The sequence below is a fragment of the Hymenobacter telluris genome, assembly GCF_017313265.1.
In the GTDB taxonomy this organism is placed as follows: Bacteria; Bacteroidota; Bacteroidia; order Cytophagales; family Hymenobacteraceae; genus Hymenobacter; species Hymenobacter telluris.
This window is the reverse complement of sequence record NZ_JAFLQZ010000006.1, coordinates 53,767-72,969: the sequence shown is the minus strand read 5'-3', so window position 1 is coordinate 72,969 and position 19,203 is coordinate 53,767. Positions and strand designations below refer to the sequence as shown.

The window sequence follows — 19,203 nt, the reverse complement described above, 5'->3', positions numbered from 1 at the left end:
TATTGTTTAACAGACTTTTGTGAATACAGCACGACTTATTTCGTAAGTTGCTAAAACCGCCCGATAACCCGCAGATTGACTACGCGCTGGGAGAGGTAATTGGGCACGGAATACGTGCGGCCGTTCAGGTCCTGGATGTAGCTATAGCCGCCCACGTTGTTGGCACCCAGCACGTTCAGTATTTCCAACCCAATCCAAAGGCTTTCTAGCTTGCCCGCGGGCCGGTCGGGCTGGTTGTTCAGGGCAATGACTTTCGAGAAGCCCAGGTCGGCGCGCTTGTAGGAGCGGGTGAGGGCGCTGGTGCCGCGCAGCTCGGGCAAGCCGGGCGGGCTAAACGGCAAACCCGTGCCAAACACCAAGTTCACGTAGCCCCGCACCGACGGATTGTCGGGCAGGTGGTCCTGAAAGAAGATACCCAGGTTTACGCGCTGGTCCTGCGGCCGCCGGATATAGCCCTTGGCGTCGCGCCCTACCATGGCCCCGTCGGCATTGTAGCGCGTAATCGAGTCGCCGTCAATGTTTTCCCGCGTAGTAAGTACGCCCAAGCTGAACCACGATTCGGCCCCATTCACGAACTCGCCACCCAAGCGGGCGTCGAAGCCGGCCACGTAGGCATTGGCGTTATTCTTGGCAAAATAGCGCAGCCGCACGTTGTCGATGTCGTAGGGCACCACGTCGGTGAGGTACTTCAAGTAGGCCTCGCCGGTAAAGCGGAACGGCCGGCCCCACTGCTCGAACCGGATTTCGTTGCCCACAATCAGGTGCAACGAGCGTTGAGCGCGCAGCTCCGGGTTCAGGCTAGCCTGAATGAGTAGCGGACTGCCCGGCGTGGCGCGGGTGCCCTGCTGGTCGCGCAGCTCCCGGTAGAACGGCGGCTGGTAGTACAGGCCCGTGGCTACCTTATAGGAATGATTCGGGTGCTTGCGCGGCACAAACGAGTACTGCACCCGTGGGCTCACCACCACCTGCTGGTTGGTAGACCAATAGTGCGCCCGCACCCCATACGTGAGCGTGCGCGCCGAGTCCAACTCGATGGTATGCTGGGCGTAGCCCTGGGTGCGGGTGCTGCTCAAATCCAGGTCGGATACCTGCCGGGTACGGCGGCCGTCGGGCACGTAGTCGGCCGAGTCGGCGAAGCTGTACTCGTTCAGCGTATCCTCAATCCGCTCCCGGCCCGACTTCACCCCGAAGCGCACCACGTTGCGGGCGCTGGGTGTCCAGCGGGCCCGGGCTTCCACGGTGGCAATGCGGGCCGTGAGCGTATTGCGTGAGTGGTCGAAGCGGGAACCCACGTCGCGCTGGCGCACGGGCAAATTGAAGTCCGGCTGGCTGGGGTCCCGGTTGATGTCGGCGAGGCTGTAGGCGGCTTCCACGTCGCGGTATTCCAGCTCGCGCGAGTACACCAGCCCGCCCAGCAGCTCGGTTTGGAACTTGCTGCTGAAGTTGTGCTTCAGATTGAGGCCGCCCTGGTACATGTCGTACTGCATTCGCTCCCGGCCCTGGTAGGCAATAAAGAGCCGGGTGAACTGGTTGGTAGCGGTGCTGAACGTGCTTTGGCCGGTTTCGGGCGTGAAGCGGTAGTCGTTGTGCGAAAACGTGGTCAACAGCCCCAATGACGTCCGCTCCGGGTTGTCCTGCGGGCCCAGATTGGCGTTGATGTAGGCCTGGCCGTCGTAGAAGGTGGGGTTGTAGCCGCCCTGCTGCTGCTTGAGCGAGCGGAGCACGTAGGTGGCATTCTTGTAGCGGATGCCGGCCAGGTAGCTGAGGCGCTTGTTAGGCGAAGTGGCCTCGGCATGCGCCGCGCCACCCACCAAACTGGCCGTACCCGACGCCGCAAACTTGGTGGGCTGCTTGTACTGCACGTTCAGCACCGAGGAAAGCTTGTCGCCGAACTGTGGCTGCCAGCCCCCGGTGGAAAATTCCACCTTGTTCACCAGGTCGGGGTTAATGAAGCTCAGCCCCTCCTGCTGGGCTGCCGTCACCAGAAACGGCCGGTATATCTCGATACCGTTGACGTACACCAGGTTTTCGTCGTAGTTGCCGCCCCGCACCGAGTAGGTGCTGGTCAGCTCGTTGGTGGACGATACGCCGGGCAGGGTTTTGAGGATGGCGTTGAAGTCGCCGAACGGCGAAGGCAGCACTTTGGCGGTACGCGGGTCGAGCTTGATCATGCTCACCTGCTCGCTGGTATTGGCCTCGTCGGTGCGGGCGCGCACGGTTACGTTGCTCAACGCGCGCGTATCGCCCTGGAGCGTCAGGCGCAACTCAGGCTGATCCTGGTTGAGGGTGAGGGGCACGCGCAACGGCTTGAAACGCAAGCCGCGCACCACCAGCACGGCCGAGCGGCCGGTGCGCGGCACCCGCAACGTGAAGCGGCCCTGGCTGTCGGTGGCGGTACCGCCGGCCTGGCCTTCCACGCCCACACCCACCAGTTCCACGGGTTGGCCGGCGGCGTCGCGCACGGTTCCGCTGATGGTGATGGTGTTTTGCTGGGCTACGGCCGTTGGCGCAGGCAGCAGCAAAACCGGCAGAGCCAGCGGCGTGAGGGGCATGGCGCGCCACAAACACCAACGGACAGGGCGCAGCAAACGGCCCATAGCAGCGGAAAAGTGGGGCATTAGCTCGGTTCTTCTTCCTCGTTTACACTGGCTGCCACTTGAGCCCGCAACTCCGCCAGCGTGGCCACGGGGTCGGGGGAGCTGAACACGAACGAACCGGCCACCAGCACATCGGCCCCGGCTTCTACCAAGGCCGCCGCGTTGTCGATGTTTACGCCGCCGTCTATTTCAATCAAAGCCGAGGAGCCGCTGTCCACCAGCAGCTCTTTCAGCTCGGTTACTTTGCGCAGCGTGTTCGGGATAAACGACTGCCCACCAAAGCCCGGATTCACCGACATCACCAGCACCAGGTCGAGGTCGGCGGCAATGTCTTCGAGCAGCCACACCGGCGTGTGCGGGTTGAGGGCCACACCCGCCTGGCAGCCCAGCGCCTTAATCTGCTGCACCACCCGGTGCAGGTGCGTGCAGGCTTCGTAATGCACCGTAATGTTGCGGGCGCCGGCGTCGCGCACGGCCGAGAGGTAGTTTTGCGGGTCCTCGATCATCAAATGCACGTCCAAGGGCTGCTTGGCGTGGCGGTGAATGGCCTGGAGCACCGGAATCCCGAACGAAATATTGGGCACGAATCGGCCATCCATGATGTCGCAGTGCAGCCAGTCGGCGGCGCTACCAGCGAGGCGCTCAGTTTCGGATTGAAGATTGCCGAAATCGGCGGCAAGCAAAGACGGAGCCAGCAAGGGCGCCCGGCGGCGAGTTGAAGTCATACCGCGAAGGTAGAGAGTAACACAGTAATTGAGTAACCGAATAGCGGCGTATAGCATATAGGCACCAGCCGTTGCCGCTGGCCCCCGCCGCTACAACGCACTGGCTACCCAACTTATTGGCTGCTCCGGCATCTATTCCTACTCGATTTCGGGGTGCCGGCCTCCTGTGCTCAATGCCCTAGCCGCGCAGATACACCCGGAAGGTGGTGCCCAGTTCTTCCTGGCTTTCCACCTCAATATGGCCGCCTTCGGCCCGTACCAGCCGGTTTACCAGGAACAGGCCCACGCCGGTACCCTCACTCGCCTCCGGATGGAAACGCCGGAACAATTGAAACAACTCGTTGCCGTACAGGTCCAGGTTCATGCCCAAACCATTATCCTGCACTTCCAGCACTGCCTGCCTGCCGTTCAGATAAGTGCGGACCCGCACTCGGGCGGGACGGTTTGGGTGGCGGTACTTGAGCGTATTGGCCAGCAGATTAAGCAGAATGGTACGCAGGCTACTCGGGGCGTACGTGAGGGTGGGCAAGCCGGTGAAATCCGTTTCAATAGTGGCGGCAGCTTCTACCACCTGCGGGTGCAGGGTTTGCAGCACCAGTTCGGTTAAAGCGGCCATTTCCACGGTTTCGGTGGCTTCCCGGTCGGGCTGGCGGGCCACTTGCACCACGTCGGCCAGGTCGCTGATGGTGGTGGTCAGTGCCTGCAACGACTTATCAAACAGAAACCACATGTGGGCCGCGTCGGGGTCGTTTACAGTGGCCGTACGGCGCAGCTCGTCGAAGAGCCCGCGCAGATTGTTGACCGGCTGGCGCAAATCGTGCGAGGCCGCGTACACAAAATTATCGAGGTCGGTATTGGTGCGGGCCAGTTGCTGGTTGGTAACGGCGAGTTCGGCGTTGGCCTGCGTAAGCTCCTGATGATAGCGCGCCATCCGTTGCTGCCACTCGCTTTTTTCGATGGCGTGTATCACGGTTTTACAGAGCAGCTCCTGGTCGAACTGGCCCTTCACGAGGTAGTCGAAAGCACCACTATTAAGGGCCCGAACTGCCAACTGCTCACTGCCGCCCCCCGTAATCATTACCACGCACAGAGTGTCGGGAGCCAGCTCCTTCAGCTCCCGTAGCAACGTAAGCCCATCTGTGTCAAGCAGATTGTAGTCAAGCAACACACAATCGGGCTGCTTGGCCGCAAACAATGCCACCGCCTCGGCGCCCGAAGCCGCTTCGTGTAGCTCTAACTGCTCGTACTCTCGCTGCTTGCTTAAGTACCGCTTGTAAAGCATGCGGTCTTGCTCATTATCATCAACGAGTAAGATGTTTTTCACTAGGCAAGCTCAATCTAATTCGCAAACGGTAATTCCGACGCCTCCAGCCAATAATGGATTGTGAGGCGGATTTTCTCTTCCAGCGCAGCGTACTCAATTGGCTTGGTCAAGTAGCTATTAGCGCCCAATTGGTAGCAATCCTCAATGTCGCGGACGTTGGAAGACGTGCTAAAAATAATAACGGGAATGGAATGCAGGCGTTTGTCCTGCTTCAGTTTGCTAAGCACGGTGCGCCCATCGGTGCCGGGCAGATTCAAATCCAGCAGTACAATGGCCGGCAGCGTCTGGGGCCAGCCTACTGCTTTGCCGTAGCCTTGCAGGTACTCCAGTGCCTGGTCGCCGTCTTCGCAGCGCAACACGGGGTTGCGGAGCGCGTGCTTGCGAAACGCCCGGCCCAAGGCCGTAAAATCTTCGGCGCTGTCCTCCACTACGAGGATGGGTTTGAGAGGGAAAACAGACACGGTTACAAATGTTTTGAAAGCGAAAAATAGAAAGTGGCGCCGGCTCCCGGGGTTGACTGCACCCACAGGGTACCGCCATGCTTTTCCACCATTTTCTTGACGATTGCCAAGCCAGCGCCGGTACCGCCCCCGTACTTTTCCTGGGAGTGCAGCCGCTTGAAGATCTTGAAGATATTCTCGTGGTGCTTGGGGTCGATACCGATGCCGTTGTCACGTACGTAAAACACGTGAAAATCGGTTGAGTTTACAACGCCTTTTGGCCCGGCTATGTTTTCAACCACCGCCCCAACTTCCACCATTTTCTCGGGCTTGTCGTTGTAGCGCATGGCGTTGGTAAGCAGATTATTGAACACCTCCCGGATGCGCACCTGGTCGCAGTGCACCACGGGCAGCGGAGTGGCTACGGTTACGGTGGTGCCGGTTTGCTCGAGGCGGGGCGAAAGCAAATCCAGCACTTCGGCCAGCAACTCGTTCATGTCGGTGGGTTCCACCACCAAATCGGTGCGGCCCACCCGGGAAAGCTGCAACAACGATTCAATCAGGTTTTCCATGCGCTGGCTGAGCCGCACCAGGGTTTGCAGCTTGTTCACACCGTCGGCATCGAGTTGCTCGGCGTAGTCTTCCAGCAGAAACAGCGAGTAGTTGTGAATACCGCGCAACGGCTCTTTCAAATCGTGGGAGGCCACGTAGGCAAACGAGTCCAGCTCGTCGTTGCTGCGTTCCAGCTCGGTGTTGAGCTTGCTTAGGCTGGCGGCCCGGGCCTGCAACTCGTTGAACACCTTCAGGCGCACATCGGAAATGTGCAGCCGGATTTCCTTGGCGGCTTCAATTTCCAGGGGCTTCCAGGGGGCGGAGGTGCTTTCCACCGTCTGCTTCCAGGCCTCAAACGACTGCCGCGGCGACAGGAACAGCTGGCCGTCGGCCAGGGTTTCCACCTTCTGGTTTTGCCCGGCCCAGGTCACGGTCTGAATCACCTCGGGCCGAAACCAGAGGATGTAGTTGCCGGGTGCCTCCGCCAACGACACCGCCAAAATACCGCTGGCCGTGGGCCGAATGCTGATGCCGGCCGGGTTGAGCTGCGCGTAGGAGTTGGTGTAGAACACGTCCTGCGGGGCGTGCTGCTGCAACCAGTCCAGCACGTCCTGCACCTGCGCCTGGCTGGGCGTATTGCCCAGCAGAATAATCTCCTGGTCGAAGCAGATGGCCGCGCCGCCGCAGTCGAACACGTCCATTACCGTGGGCTGCTGGCGGTAGAGCCCATCCACGAAGTTTTCGTTGCTAGATACGTGTTCCAGCAGCCGCACCTGGTTTTCGCGGATGCGGAGCTGATAGTCCTGCTCGTCGTGCTGCTCTTTGGTTTTGATAAGGGCCGAAAACGTTTTGCCGATAAACTGGCACAAGTCGCGCAGCTCGTAGCTCACCAGGCGCGGCGTGCGGTGGTGGCAGGTAATCATGCCCCAGAGCTGGTTGTCCCGAATCAGGGAAATGGTCATGGTGGCCGCCGAGCCCATGTTGTGCAAATACTGCAAGTGAATCGGCGACACGCTCCGCAGCACCGAGTAGGTCATGTCGGGCGGGCGGTTGGTGGCGGGGTTGTGCACGGGCACCAGCCGGGCGGGCGTGTAATGCGCATCCGGAATAAAGCGCAGCCAGTTTTTCAGGTACATGGCCCGCGCCTGCTTGGGAATGTCGGTGGCCGGGTAGCGCAGGTGCAGCCACGGCTCCAGGTCTTCGTGCCTGGCTTCGGCAATGACTTCCCCGCTCTCATCCCCGCCGAACCGGTAAATGGCCACCCGGTCGAAGCCGGTAATGGCGCGGACCTGCTCTGCGGCGTTCTGGCAGAACTCCAGCACCTGCGTGGCGGCCAGCATCTGGCCCAGGGCCTCGTTGAGAAACGGCAGGTCCAACGTGCTGGCCGGGGCAGCCGTCACCGGCTCGAATTCCAACCACAGCAGCTGGTCGTAGCGGTGCAGAATAATCTTGTAGAATGGCTGGCCCGCCACTTCACTGAGTTGCGCGCCCAGCAGCCGGGGCGTGGTGGTGAGCGTAGGGCGCAGTTGCTCGATGGCCGCCAGCGGCTCCGTCCCCAGCAGTCGGCTCAGCTTCGCTCCTAGTAACTCTTCAGCCGGGATGCCCAGCAAGTCCAGCGTGTTTTCACTGGCTTGCACAATGCGCATGGTGGCCTCCTTCAGGCACAGCAAAAACCCATAGGGCTGCACCGCCCCCGGAATATGAATGGGCTCCCGGTCGCAGTTGGTGGTATCAATGGTTGCGTTCAGCAGGCTTTCGTCGGTGTAGTTCATGCCTTGTTAAGCCAGGTTTGCAGGTGTTGAAACGTACTGCTGGCCGACAGCACAATTTCGTCTTCGTTTTCGGGGGTGGCGGCTTCACCCAGCTGCTGGCAGAATACCTTCCACAGGGGGCCGGTGCGTTCGGCATAGCCTGTAAAGTAGGCCCGGGCCGGAATGCCTGCTTTGGCCAGCTGCCGCGCAATTACCTGCCCCCCGAGCGTGGAGCCTTCCAGCACGTACATGGCACCCAGCAGCCGGGGCAGCGTATCGAGCGGGGGCAGCGTGGGGCACAGCGGCAGCGCGGCAGGTGCCACCTGCAAATCTTCCAGAATCAGATGGGCGCGGTAACGGTGCTGCTGTTGCCAGGCTGGCGGCAGCGTGTAGTGGCGCAGGTGGTCTTCGTAGGGCTTGAGAAAACCGTACATCTTCGCCAGAAAATGCGCGGTGGTTTCCCCAGACAGCGTACCTGCCGTGAGGTTTTCATTGAACTGGTTTTGTTCCAGTGCCTCGTGATACGGGCGGGTTTCAAGCCGCAGCCGTTGCAGAATACCAGGAACAACAGAAGATTCTAAACGCATGCAAAGTGGGCTGGGCGGGCTTTCGGACGCAGAAACAGTAAGCAAATAGTCAGGTACGAAGCTCAAATTTACCGCACCTGCCACAAAGACCCCAACCGTTCCGGCGCGCTGAGGTTTGGCGCCGGCTGCTATTCACGTAAAAGACAGCCGAAAGTTATTGCATCGGCCGCAGGAAAACGCGCCGAAACGCAACAAGCCCCGACCAGCAGGGCGTCGGGGAAACCGATGCGTGCTGCTGGCCGGGGCTTGCTTAAAACGTAGTTGATTATAGGAAAGACTACTTGGTTGCTTCGTCCTTGTTCCAGGCTTTCCAGTCGAGCTTGCCGTCTTCGGTTTTGCGCAGGAAATAGGTCTGGTCGTCTTCCTGGCGCTTCCCGAACGTAACATCGGAGCGGCAATCCAGGCAGCGGAGCGAGGTGTATTTGAATTTGTCCTGCGCCACGCGGGCGGTCAGGTCGAGGTTATCGGAACCGCAGATGCCGCACTTGGCTACATCCGGAAAGCTCAGCCGCTCATACTCGGTGACTACCTCGTGAAGGTTGGCCCCCTGAACGGTGAAGTGAAACTGGCGACGCCCCAGGCGCTTCGAAATCATCATTTGTAGCATGCTACTAGTGTTTTGGGTTTATAGAACCCGAGTTAAAAAAGAGAAGAATTCACCTCGTTGAATTCCGGAACAAGATACTAATATTTTTCGCAATAAGCTAAAATTTTGAGCTGTGTTAAATTATGAGTTGGTGGTTTTGAACTGTGAGAACAGTCAACTCATACTTCATAACTCTTAACTCTTTTCAGATCTTCACAAACCGCACGCTACGCTGCACTTTGGCGCCGGCTTGCACAGCGCAGGTATAAATGCCTGCAGTTAGGGTGCTGGTTGGCAGACGAACTTCGGCGGCGGTGGTAGCGGCTAGGCGCTGTTCCAGCACCAGGGCGCCGCGTGCGTCATAAAAGCGCACCAGCAATGGCTGCGCCCGCAAAGCCGACGGCAACTGCAGATTGATGTCGTTGCCATCCAAAGGATTGGGATATACCACCAACTGCTGGGTGCCGCCCGCCGGCCCCGCCGTGGCCAACGGCGTACCAGGGTTGGCCAGGTTATAAGCCACCACAAAATTGGGAATACCATACCCGAGCAGGTTGTCGGGATTGGTGTATTGAGAAGCAGAGCGCTGTAAAAAGCTGATAACCTGCTGGGCCGTCAGCGTAGGATTGGCCTGCCAGAAGCCGGCCACCATGCCAGCCAGCACCGGGCACGCAAACGAGGTGCCGCTGCCGCGCCCTGGTTGCCCAAGGGCATTCACAATAGCGGCCTGGGAACCCTGCGCCGCCAGGTTGGGCTTCACGCGGTTATCAGCGCTAGGGCCCTGGGAGCTGAACCCGGCGTAGTTGCGCAACGAGTCCACCGCGCCCACAGCCAGGATGGAATCGGCATCGGCAGGGGCCAGAATTTTCTGCCAGGGCCGGGCTCCTTCGTTGCCCGCCGAGTTTACTACCAGCATCCCCACCCGAGCCGCCACAGCGGCTGCACGGGTGGAAATGGCGGTGCGGCCGTTTAAATCAGAATAGGCATAGTTTATATACAGCACGTCGAAATCCCGGTAGCCCAACGACGAACTGATGATGTCCACCCCGGCCGAATCGGCCCGCTCGGCGGCCACCAGCCAGTTCACTTCCTCAATCGGATTCTCCGTAAAAACGTCTTCGGTTAGGTACAGCCGATACGTAGCCTTGGGGGCCGTACCCACGAATACGCCGGTTTCGTTGGCGGCCATGGTGGAGAGGGTGTTGGTGCCGTGGCTGTCGCGCCCGTACACGGCGGTGTTGCGCTCCACAAAGTTGTAGGCGTCCAGCAGGCGGCCTTCGCTGCGCAGGGAGGCAAACGGCGAGGTGGTATTCACCCCCGGAAATCCATCGTCAAACACGGCAATCTGCATCCCCTCTCCCCGGAACCCGGCATTGTGCATGGCTACGGCTCCAATCATGCGGGCTTGCTCGTAGGCGGTGCCGTACACCGGGTTGGCCTGCCCGCGCTGCTGATCGGTGCCGGTAGGCAACACGTCCTGCTTGCGGGGGCTGGCAACCGGGGCCGTGCGGTTCAGGGTTTGGGCAGTGCGCACGAATGGCAAGGCCTGCACTGCTCCCAGGGTAGTGGAATCACAGTTGACTACCACCGCGTTAAACCAGCGCGACGAATACCACACCGTGGCGCCGGGTACCGCCTTCACCTGGGCCACGTAGCTGGGGTTCACGGGTAAGTCGCGGGGTTGCACAGTGATATTCTGGCGGGTACGGCGCGCAATAGCCCGCGCCGACAGAAACTGCTGAGGCTGCCCAACCGTGAAGGGCGTACCGGCTTTGTCGCGGAAATAGACCAGGTGCTTGCGCACGGTGGCCGCAGTGGTACCGCCGGGTCCGCTCTGGGCCGCAGCTTGGCCAAGGCCCGTGGCCGCCACTAAACCGGTAAGTAATAGTAAAGATGAAAGACGCATAGAAGTATACCGCTGAATGACGTGCTGGAAGATACGGATTTTGTACTAAATCCGGGTTGATGCTACCCGACAAACGCACACAACAGGTTTCGGTTACATCACTAAAAAACCCGCCGTCTGGTACTTCAGACGGCGGGTTTGTTGATTATCACTCACTAGCGCGCCCTACTTATCGGCCTTTTTCCACTAGAGTTTCCGTGTGCGCTACGCCGCTGAAAATGACGTTAGGCGAGGGAATGCAGTTGATGCCGGGCTCACAGTATATAAACCGGCGGCGGCTCCGATACACCGGGCCTTCCCCCTGCGCGTACACCTGCCGCACCCGCAGATAGTAGAAGGCATTCACGTATTCGGTTTCCTCCACGCCATCGGGCGTGGAAGTGGTAATGGTTTGCGGATATGTGCGGCTGACAGTGCCCGACGTGGCGGTGAAAGGCTCACCAACGCGGGTGTAGTGCAGATTTTCATCTTTGATGCCGTTCATGTTGTTGAAGGCATTGGCGTTCCAGTACCCCTCGCGCACTGGAAAAATCAGCTCTACCCGCGGGTTGTTGTTGCGCGTTACCAGCACGTTGGTAGCGGCCGGGCTTACCACTAGCACACTGTCGTCGCGCCAGGCATCGGTGGCGGTGGCGCGGCGCGAGCGGATGATGCGGAACGCTTCGCGACCTGCATTATCGGTGTACTGTTCCGTCACCTGCTCCCGAAACTGATACCGGTTGTAGGTCTTTACGTTGCGCGTCCAGATGGTGTCTACCACGTTGTAGATGCGGTAGTCGCCCACGGCCAGCGGGTAGTAGTTGGTATCGGCGGGCTCCACCGGCACCGACTCGTTTTTGCAGCCGGCCACGGCCAGCGCCAAAAGGCCCGCCGCCACTAAGCGGCGCGACGACAATATCCAACTTTCACTGAACAGATAGCGCAACATAAAACTAGGATTATAGCGTGGCAGTAACGGCCGAAGATACGGGAGTTTCGCCAATTGTGTGCCGCTCAATCCAGCCGCCACCCAGCACGTCCTGCCCGTCGTAGAATACGGCGGCCTGGCCGGGCGTTACGGCGTGCACCGGCTCCTCGAAGTAGATGTTGATTTTGTCGCCAATCTGCTCCAGAAATGCCGGGGCACCGTCGTGGTTGTAGCGGATTTTGGTGATGCTTGGCACCAGCCCCCGCCCTTCCAACGACGCAAATTTGCCCATGTTCAACTGCCCTACGGTGGTACGGCTGCTGGCCAAATCGTCGAAATTACCCAGCACCACTTCGTTGGTATCAGGCCGGATTTCGGTTACGTACACCGGGAAACCCAGCGCCACGCCCAAGCCTTTGCGCTGCCCGATGGTGTAGAACGGGTAGCCTTCGTGGTTGCCCACAAAGGTGCCGTCGCGCAGCACAAACCGGCCGCCCGCCACTCGCTCTTCCAGGCCCGGCACCCGGCGGCGCAGGAAGCTGCGGTAGTCGTTGTCGGGAATAAAGCAGATTTCGTAGCTCTCCGGCTTGTTTACCAGCTCGGTGAAGCCCCGGCGGCGCGCCTCGTCATAGATTTCGGTTTTGCGCATGTGGCCCAACGGAAACAGCGTGCGGCTCAGGCTCTCCTGGCTCACGCCCCAGAGCGCATAGCTTTGGTCTTTGTTTTGGTCGAGGCCTTTGCTGACCACGTAGCGCCCGTCTTCCAGGCGCACATTGGCGTAGTGCCCGGTGGCAATGAACTCGCAGCCCAGCTGGTCGGCGCGGCGCAGCAAAGCGTCCCATTTGATGTGGGTGTTGCAGAGCACGCAGGGGTTGGGAGTGCGGCCAGCCAGGTATTCGTCGGTGAAGTTGGAGATAACAAAATCACCAAATTCGTCGCGGATATCAATGATGTAGTGCGGAAAGCCCAGGTCCACGGCAATCTGGCGGGCATCGTTGATGCTGTCGAGCGAGCAGCAGCCGGTTTCTTTTTTCGAGCCGCCGGCCGAGGCGTAATCCCAGGTTTTCATGGTCATCCCGACCACCTCGTACCCTTGTTCGTGCAGCAGCACGGCCGCTACCGATGAATCAATACCGCCGCTCATGGCGACGAGGACGCGGCCCTTGGTAACGGGCGGCGTGGAAGATGCAAATTGCGTCATAAAGAAAAGCGCCCGTGGAGTCAAGGTCCGCGGCCGCGTGGCAAAGATAACACCGATAGGGCCGTCGTTGGTTTCCTCTGGTTTCCTTTAGCTGCCTGGCTGCATTCAGGCGGAAACAATAGCGCCTTGCCTGCGCCGGAATCCTTACTTTTGCGCCTCGATAGGCCGCCTGTTTTTGGTGCTGCCACCCTCAATTTCGACTGCATATGGCTTTGCTTACTTCCGTGCTGGTGCGCGGTATCAACAACCTTTCCGATGCCCGTTACTGCGCCGGCATGGGCGCCGACGGCCTGATTTTCACCCTCGACCCGGCCTTGCCCGGCGCTGTTGATGCGGCCACGGTGAAGGAACTGGCCGGCTGGGTATCAGGCGTGGAAATCATTGGGGAGTTTGGCAGTACAATGCCCGCCTCGGAAATCAACCGCCTGATTGAGGAGTGCAACCTAACGCGGGTACTGCTACGCGACTTTGCCGCGTGGCCTGCCGTACCCCCACTGGCCGTACCGGCGCTACTGGAAGTTTCGCCGCTGGTGGCTTTCGATGCCGAAGAAAGCGCGCATGCCGTACCCGCCACGGCGTTTCCGGCCGGTTACGCATTGCTCACCTCCGCCGAAGGCGCCGATAGCACCGCAGCTCCGCTCTGGCTCAACGGCAGCTTCTCACCCGATACGCTGCCTACCCTGCTAGCTACCGTCCAACCGGCTGGCCTCGTGCTCGAAGGCGGCAACGAAATCAAGCCCGGCCTGCGCGACTTCTCGGAAATGGAAGCCGTATTCGAGGCTCTGGAAGAGTAGTTAGTGCTTCGTGCCTCGGGCTTGGTGCTTAGGTCGTTTTAATAGGTGCAGGACGAACTATCTGTTAGAACGACCTAAGCACCAAGCCCGAGGCACGAAGCACTATAAATCAGGCCATTACCGTAACCAAGCTAAAAATTGGCTCGGTCAATTGTGGCTTGCCTGTGGTGGTGATATGGCGTTGGGCTTCGGTGCGAGGCAGGCTCTTAGTAAAAAGCCGCCAGGCCACGGCGCCATCAAGGGTGATGGTGGCGGCTACCGGCCCGCGGTAATCGGTGCCCAGGTGCCAGGTGGTGGCTTGCCGTTGCAGAAACCAGGTGCCACCCCCTGCGCCGGTTACGGTGAACTGCAACGTGGTGCCGGGTGCGGCTGCTACATTGCGGTAGTGGTGCGGCAGCGCCCGGATGCAGGTAGCCAGAAACGGGGAGTACAGCTCCGGCGTCAGCAACGGCTGCTCCTGCCCTACCGCCTGCCGAATCTGCTGCTGGTGGTGCCACTTCTCGGTGTAGTCGCGGGCCACATGGAACCAGTTCAACGACTGCTCCTCCCCGGCCCAACCCACTGAAAACACGGCTGGTTCCAGCAGCGGCAACGAGGCCATGTAGCTGTTGTAAGCCGGCCCAATGGCTTCCAGCAGCCAGGCAACCAGCTGCGGACTCAGCCGCTGGCCAGCCCGCACCCAGTCGGCGTTGAGTTGGTTGAGGTAGAGCACCACATCGTCGGGGGCGGGACTGGCGGGCCCCGAACTACCAAAGTGCCCGTCGCGCAGCATGGACAGGGTGCGCAACGAGCCATCGAGCAGATGCAGGGCCACGTCGTGCACGCACCATTTGGGGGCCACGGTTGGTTTCAGCCAATCAGCAGGCTCCAGGGCGCGCAGCAAGGTCAGCAAGTGCTGGTCGAGCACCGGAAACAGGTGGGCAGTGGACAGGATGGGCAGCGGCTGCATCAGTGAAACAGGGAAGTGGCCGCTCAAATTGCGCAATCTATCTTGCTTGAACAACGAACGACCACCGTGCAGAACAGCGCCCTAGAGCTGCTTTAGGCGCAACACGCCTGGCAACTCTATTGGCGCGGGCAGTACGCCAGTGCGCGCAAAATCCATCCACAGCTGCCGGACCGGCCGGCCGGCTTCGTTGATGGCCGCCCACTTCACCTGGCTAAGCAGTGGGGTTGCTTCCCACCCGGCCCGGGTGCCCAGCAGCAGCGGCAAATCCAGGGTGTGCGCCGCGCCCAGGGTGCGGCCAGCAGGTTGAAACTGCATCAGAAAATGATACGCACGCCCCCCGGCGCGGGCATGCTGCCGGGCAAAGGCCAGGGCCGGCTGCCGGTAAATCAGTCCGGAAGTAACACCCACCAACAGGCGCAACAGCAACTCCCCCACCACGGGCACCCGCCTTACCCACCGAAACGTCGGGTTGATGACCGCAAAAAAACGTGTTTCCTCGGCCGTAGCACCAATCAGCACGTCCACCTTGGAGGCTACGGCCGCCCACGCCCGGTCGAGTTCGGCTTCGGCGGGCAAGGGGTAGGCGCCGTACTGCGTGCCAAAGGGCATCCCGCTTTTCAGCCCAAACCGCCGCACAGCTTTGTACACAACCTTTTCCCGCGCCAGCACTTCCTCAACGGTTACGGTGGCAGGAAACGGGCCGGCGGCGGCTACCATGGCCCTGGTCATGGCGTGGCGGTGGCGGGCCAAGCCCAGCGGCGCGCTGTGCAGAATCACGCGCCGGAACAGGCCAGCTGCCCCTTCGGCCACCATGAGGTGCGCCACAGCATCGGCCCCGGAAGAGTGGCCCAATAGCGTGACCAGGTCAGGATTACCGGCAAAGGCTTGGATGTTGCGCTGCACCCAGCGTAGCGCTTCCAGCAGATCCAGCAACCCCAGGTTGGGCGGCGGGCCACCTTCGCTCCCCAGAAAACCCAATAGCCCGAGCCGGTACGTAACGGCCACAAACACCACGCGCTGCTCCTGCACCAGCGTGGCCGGGTCGTAGAGGGGCAGGTCGCCGGCCCCGCTCACGTAGGAGCCGCCGTGCACCCACACAACAACGGGCAACGCCTCGCCCGGCTGCCGGTTGGCGGGGAGCGTGATGGAAAGCCGCAAGCAATCCTCATCGAAAGTGGCCCCCGTATGGAAGTCGCCGAAGGCCTGCGCCAGCTGCAAATCGGCGGCCTGCGGGCACGCCGGGGCGGGCGTGGTAGCGTAGATGGGAGCTGCCGCGGCCGGCTCGGCTACCGGATACTGAAACCGCGCGGCGCGGGCGTATCGGATGCCGCTGGCCCGCAGTACGGCGCCTTCTGCCCACCCAATAATGGTGCCCGCGGGGGCATGAAACTGAGGGGAAGCCTCGGCCGACATATAAATAAGGCTTGGTAAGGAGCCGGAAAACCCACAAAGCGCGCCATTAGTTTACGAAAGGCCCGTAGCTCCCTGAGAACGACGCTCCGCCCATGCACTAATGCATGGGGATAATAGCGCTTTCTGATGTAAAAAAGGCCGTCATGCAGAGCGCAACGAAGCATCTGGCGTGCTGATGTCCGGGTTACTACCACAACCTCAGCACGCCAGATTCCTCGACTGCGCTCGGAATGACGTTCTGTTTATAATGACATTCTTTTTATGTAGGTATATACTTAGCCCACTCAGCGTTTGAGGCAGGCTGCTAAGGCCGATACGGCTTGCCCAGCACCAGCTTATTGCCCGTTACATCTACCTCAAACAAGTGCGGAATGCGGCGGTATTTGCCGTTGATGTCTTTGTGGCTGTGCACCGACATGAGCAGCTTGCCCTCGAAGGTGCGGAACAGCATGCCGTGCCCGAAGTTGGGCGGAGTAATCGGGTCTTTCTCCTGCACCCAGGGGCCATCGAGGGTGCCGCTGGTGGAGTAGGCCACGCCCTGCGTGTAGGCGTCGTACACCCAGCTGGTCCAGAGCATGCCCAGCCGGCCAGTGCCGGTGCGAAACAGCCAGGGGCCGTCGGTTACTTTGTTGGGCCGGGGCGGACTGTTGCGCGGGTTTTCGCGGCTCCAGGGCGCGGCGCTGGCCCGAAACAGGATGTTGCCGGTGCCAACAGTGCCGGTCAGGTCGGGCTTCAGCTCTATCTTTTCGATGGTACCGTCCATGTTTTGCAGCCATTCGTGGCAGTACACCAGGTAGGGCTTGCCGTCCTGGTCCACCCAAAACGTACCGTCCAGCGTCAGCTTGTTGGCCGGCAGGTAGGTGGCATCTTTCATCGGCACGTACGGCCCATCGGGCTGACTGCTTACCAGCACGTGGCTGGCCCGGCGCTCCAGGGGCCTACCCGCCACGGTATCTACCTTGATAGCCGAGTTGGTGAACGTAGCGAAATAGTAGTATTTGCCTTTATAGGCATGGATTTCGGCGGCCCAAATCATCGGCTTGGGGCCCATCCAGGAAGCGGGGTCGGGCTTGGCTACCGGGTACGGGCCTTCCCAGGCTTTCAGGTTGCTGCTTTTCCATAATAGCCCGCCGGTACCGGTCATGTAGTAGGTGCGCGTTTTCGCGTCGGCCAGAATAAACGGGTCACTCAGCCCGATGGAATCCAAGGGTACGTTTTTGCGGATGGGCGGCGGCCCCGCCTTTTGGGCCGCTACGGCCAGCGGCAACAACAGGCAGCTCAACGAAGTCAACCAGGTACTTTTCATTAGGCGCGGGGTGGAATTTAGACGCATGGAATGGTTTAGAAAGTTGACTACAAAGCAGCTACGTTACTTCTCTTCTATAATCTGCACGCCCCAGGGCGCCAGCGGCAACTGCTGCCCCGATGCAACGACGGTGCCGGCCAGTAGCTCCCGGCCCGCCCCATGCGGGTAGCGCACCGTGCCCGGCGTGGCCGAATAGTTGAAGTAGTAGTGCACTGCTTTCCGGCGCTGATTGACGCCCGAGCGGGTGATAAGCGGGAACCGCAGTTCCTGGTCGGGGCCCCAGAGGCCGGCTTTGCGCACCACGTTGGTTACCAGCTTTTCCACCACCGCATCGGAGGTGTGGCACCCAACGTAGGTAGCCAGTCCTTTGCCGTACTGGTTTTCGGTGATGGCCGCGTACTGGCCCCATACCGGGTGGTCGTAGCGGGCCAGCACCTTGGCGGTGGTGGGCGTGAGCAGCTCCATCCAGGTGGTTACCTGGTTGTCGTCGCGGCCGGCCTGGTAGGCGTCGCCTTGCAGGCCCACGTGGTCGGGCACGGTGAACTGGCTGTAGGTCACGCCGCAGGCCGCGCTCAGAATCCCCGGCTGCACAGTGGTGCGCACCTGCACGTTCTCGTCGGAAAAGCCGCTGCGGTAGGTGCACAGCAAGTGCCCGCCCTTTTGCACAAACTGATTCAGACGCTCCAGCAGGCTAGTAGGCGCGGCGTAAAGCATGGGCACAATGATGAGCGAGTACTGCTCCAGGTTGGTGCTGCTGGGGTCCACCAGGTCGCAGCCCACGTTTTGGCGGTAGAGGGCGTCGTAGAACGGGCGCAGCACTTGGTTGTAGTCGAGGCCGCTGCTAAACCAGCCTTCGGCCGTCAGGGCCTGATTGCTGAACAGGATGGCGACTTTGTTGGTTTTTTTCAGGTTCAGCAAGCTCGGACTCAGCCGCTGAAAGTCGCGCCCGATGGTTTTGGCTTCGTCGTAGGTGGGGTTGGGCAGCAAATCGTGGCTGAGCAGGCCTTTCCAGTAGGTTTCGGCCGAGTTGTGGATGCTGCTCCAGTGCCAGTACTCCACCATGTTGGCGCCCGACGCCAGGTGGCTGAACGCCTGCAAGCGCAGCTGCCCCGGATACGGTACCCACTGCGGGAAGCCCTGGGCCTCGGTTTCCAGCACAAAATAATTCTGCCCGCCCTTCATCGAGCGGGTCAGGTCGCCGCCGAGGGCAATTTCGGTGCCCGTGAGCTGACTTTGGCTGGGGTGGTAGATGTCGATGCCGGCCACGTCGAGGGCCTTGGCGGCGGCAAAGTGGTCTACGTCGGGCTGGATGCCGTAGGAATGGCCGCGCCAGCCCAAATCGAAGTTCTGGGTGATGAACTGATTGGGCTGCTTGTACTCGCGCACCAGCCCCGCCTGCCAGGCCAGAAAATCGGTAACCAGCTGGCGCTGAAACGCACTGAATTCGCTGCCCAAGCTGGCGTTGATGGTGCCTACCACCGACGGAAAATCTTGCCAGGTGTTGATGCGGTTGCTCCAGTAATCGAGGCCGTAGGCTTTGTTGAGGGCCTCCAACGACGGAAACTTACGCTTCATGTGCTCCACAAACAGCTGCTGCACTGCCGGGCCCGCCGTGCCGTAAGCCTTGGTTTCGTTGTCGATCTGGTAGCCGATGATGGCCGGGTGGTTCTTCACGTGCCCCAGCAGCGCCCGAATTACCTGCTCGGCATGGCGGCGGTAGTCGGGGTTGCTGATGTCCATGTTCTGGCGCGGGCCGTACTGGTTGGGGCCCCGGTTGGTGACGGCCAGCACCGCCGGATACTTGCGCACCAGCCAGGTGGGCACGGCGTAGGTGGGCGTGCCAATGATAACCCGGATGCCCGCCTTGTGCATGGCATCCAGCACCCTATCAATGTGCGAGTAGTCGAACACGCCCTCCTGCGGTTCCAGCGTGCTCCACGTCGATTCGGCAATGCGCACCACGTTGATGCCGGCCGCTTTCATCATGGCCACGTCCTTGTCGAGCCGCTCGTAGGGCGAGTACTCATCGTAGTAGGCCACGCCGTAGAGCAGCTGGTCTTGCTTGATGGTTTGGGCCGAAGCCCGGCCGTAGCCAAGGGCGAGAAAAGCGGTAACCGTGAGCAGCGGCTTGAACATAGAGTGGGGCGGAGCGCGGGAATGGGAGG

General features: G+C 60.7%; 15 protein-coding genes. 1 reads left to right on the top strand and 14 read right to left on the bottom strand.

The features are described from left to right. Nucleotides 1-50: 50 nt before the first annotated feature. From J0X19_RS11210 to mnmA, 10 genes are all read right to left on the bottom strand, one after another. Nucleotides 51-2,597 (bottom strand): TonB-dependent receptor, encoded by a 2,547-nt coding sequence (locus tag J0X19_RS11210; protein ID WP_242582461.1) that lies wholly within the window; start codon nt 2,595-2,597, stop codon nt 51-53. Nucleotides 2,598-2,617: 20 nt separating this feature from the next. Next, a complete protein-coding gene (gene rpe / locus J0X19_RS11205) occupies nt 2,618-3,322 on the bottom strand; it encodes a ribulose-phosphate 3-epimerase (RefSeq protein WP_206984450.1) in 705 nt (234 codons plus the stop codon). Between the two features lie 178 nt (nt 3,323-3,500). Then, nucleotides 3,501-4,646 carry a sensor histidine kinase gene (locus J0X19_RS25125; RefSeq protein WP_206984449.1) on the bottom strand — a complete coding sequence of 382 codons (1,146 nt, stop codon included), beginning with the start codon at nt 4,644-4,646 and terminating at the stop codon, nt 3,501-3,503. A gap of 14 nt (nt 4,647-4,660) precedes the next feature. Next, nucleotides 4,661-5,107: a response regulator gene (locus J0X19_RS11195; RefSeq protein ID WP_206984448.1), complete on the bottom strand. Its 447-nt coding sequence runs from the start codon at nt 5,105-5,107 to the stop codon at nt 4,661-4,663. Between the two features lie 2 nt (nt 5,108-5,109). Continuing rightward, nucleotides 5,110-7,410 carry an ATP-binding protein gene (locus tag J0X19_RS11190; RefSeq protein WP_206984447.1) on the bottom strand — a complete coding sequence of 767 codons (2,301 nt, stop codon included), beginning with the start codon at nt 7,408-7,410 and terminating at the stop codon, nt 5,110-5,112. Next, nucleotides 7,407-7,976, bottom strand: coding sequence for a biliverdin-producing heme oxygenase (locus J0X19_RS11185; RefSeq protein ID WP_206984446.1), 570 nt, complete (start codon nt 7,974-7,976; stop codon nt 7,407-7,409). Before J0X19_RS11185 ends, J0X19_RS11190 begins: the two co-directional genes overlap by 4 nt. 277 nt (nt 7,977-8,253) lie before the next feature. After that, complete coding sequence (locus J0X19_RS11180) at nt 8,254-8,574, bottom strand: hypothetical protein (RefSeq protein ID WP_022823705.1); 321 nt, start codon at nt 8,572-8,574, stop codon at nt 8,254-8,256. Nucleotides 8,575-8,767: 193 nt separating this feature from the next. Beyond that, the gene (locus J0X19_RS11175) at nt 8,768-10,468 is read right to left on the bottom strand and encodes a S8 family peptidase (protein WP_206984445.1); all 1,701 of its coding nucleotides are present in this window, start codon (nt 10,466-10,468) and stop codon (nt 8,768-8,770) included. Nucleotides 10,469-10,637: 169 nt separating this feature from the next. Then, the gene (locus tag J0X19_RS11170; RefSeq protein ID WP_206984444.1) at nt 10,638-11,396 is read right to left on the bottom strand and encodes a hypothetical protein; all 759 of its coding nucleotides are present in this window, start codon (nt 11,394-11,396) and stop codon (nt 10,638-10,640) included. Nucleotides 11,397-11,406: 10 nt separating this feature from the next. Continuing rightward, nucleotides 11,407-12,576, bottom strand: a complete 1,170-nt coding sequence (gene mnmA, locus J0X19_RS11165; RefSeq protein WP_206984443.1) for a tRNA 2-thiouridine(34) synthase MnmA — start codon at nt 12,574-12,576, stop codon at nt 11,407-11,409. Between the two features lie 206 nt (nt 12,577-12,782). On the opposite strand from mnmA, the gene J0X19_RS11160 reads away from it, so the two are divergent. After that, nucleotides 12,783-13,370 carry a beta/alpha barrel domain-containing protein gene (locus tag J0X19_RS11160; RefSeq protein ID WP_206984442.1) on the top strand — a complete coding sequence of 196 codons (588 nt, stop codon included), beginning with the start codon at nt 12,783-12,785 and terminating at the stop codon, nt 13,368-13,370. Between the two features lie 109 nt (nt 13,371-13,479). Here the strand turns inward: J0X19_RS11160 and J0X19_RS11155 are convergent, their stop codons facing one another. From J0X19_RS11155 to J0X19_RS11140, 4 genes are all read right to left on the bottom strand, one after another. Beyond that, nucleotides 13,480-14,319 (bottom strand): maleylpyruvate isomerase N-terminal domain-containing protein, encoded by an 840-nt coding sequence (locus J0X19_RS11155; RefSeq protein ID WP_206984441.1) that lies wholly within the window; start codon nt 14,317-14,319, stop codon nt 13,480-13,482. A gap of 81 nt (nt 14,320-14,400) precedes the next feature. Beyond that, nucleotides 14,401-15,732 (bottom strand): carboxylesterase family protein, encoded by a 1,332-nt coding sequence (locus J0X19_RS11150; protein ID WP_206984440.1) that lies wholly within the window; start codon nt 15,730-15,732, stop codon nt 14,401-14,403. A gap of 304 nt (nt 15,733-16,036) precedes the next feature. Next, nucleotides 16,037-17,038 carry a glycoside hydrolase family 43 protein gene (locus tag J0X19_RS11145; protein WP_206984439.1) on the bottom strand — a complete coding sequence of 334 codons (1,002 nt, stop codon included), beginning with the start codon at nt 17,036-17,038 and terminating at the stop codon, nt 16,037-16,039. 63 nt (nt 17,039-17,101) lie between these two features. Beyond that, nucleotides 17,102-19,174 (bottom strand): beta-galactosidase, encoded by a 2,073-nt coding sequence (locus J0X19_RS11140; RefSeq protein WP_206984438.1) that lies wholly within the window; start codon nt 19,172-19,174, stop codon nt 17,102-17,104. Nucleotides 19,175-19,203 lie beyond the last annotated feature (29 nt).

Bases quoted from the DNA above. Each gene is read 5' to 3' on its own strand.
- J0X19_RS11140 (WP_206984438.1), bottom strand. From the start codon at position 19,174: ATGTTCAAGCCGCTGCTCACGGTTACCGCTTTTCTCGCCCTTGGCTAC.
- J0X19_RS11180 (WP_022823705.1), bottom strand. From the start codon at position 8,574: ATGATGATTTCGAAGCGCCTGGGGCGTCGCCAGTTTCACTTCACCGTT.
- J0X19_RS11160 (WP_206984442.1), top strand. From the start codon at position 12,783: ATGGCTTTGCTTACTTCCGTGCTGGTGCGCGGTATCAACAACCTTTCC.
- J0X19_RS11210 (WP_242582461.1), bottom strand. From the start codon at position 2,597: ATGGGCCGTTTGCTGCGCCCTGTCCGTTGGTGTTTGTGGCGCGCCATG.
- J0X19_RS11145 (WP_206984439.1), bottom strand. From the start codon at position 17,038: ATGAAAAGTACCTGGTTGACTTCGTTGAGCTGCCTGTTGTTGCCGCTG.
- J0X19_RS11185 (WP_206984446.1), bottom strand. From the start codon at position 7,976: ATGCGTTTAGAATCTTCTGTTGTTCCTGGTATTCTGCAACGGCTGCGG.
- rpe (WP_206984450.1), bottom strand. From the start codon at position 3,322: ATGACTTCAACTCGCCGCCGGGCGCCCTTGCTGGCTCCGTCTTTGCTT.
- J0X19_RS11190 (WP_206984447.1), bottom strand. From the start codon at position 7,410: ATGAACTACACCGACGAAAGCCTGCTGAACGCAACCATTGATACCACC.
- J0X19_RS11170 (WP_206984444.1), bottom strand. From the start codon at position 11,396: ATGTTGCGCTATCTGTTCAGTGAAAGTTGGATATTGTCGTCGCGCCGC.
- J0X19_RS11155 (WP_206984441.1), bottom strand. From the start codon at position 14,319: ATGCAGCCGCTGCCCATCCTGTCCACTGCCCACCTGTTTCCGGTGCTC.
- mnmA (WP_206984443.1), bottom strand. From the start codon at position 12,576: ATGACGCAATTTGCATCTTCCACGCCGCCCGTTACCAAGGGCCGCGTC.
- J0X19_RS11150 (WP_206984440.1), bottom strand. From the start codon at position 15,732: ATGTCGGCCGAGGCTTCCCCTCAGTTTCATGCCCCCGCGGGCACCATT.
- J0X19_RS11175 (WP_206984445.1), bottom strand. From the start codon at position 10,468: ATGCGTCTTTCATCTTTACTATTACTTACCGGTTTAGTGGCGGCCACG.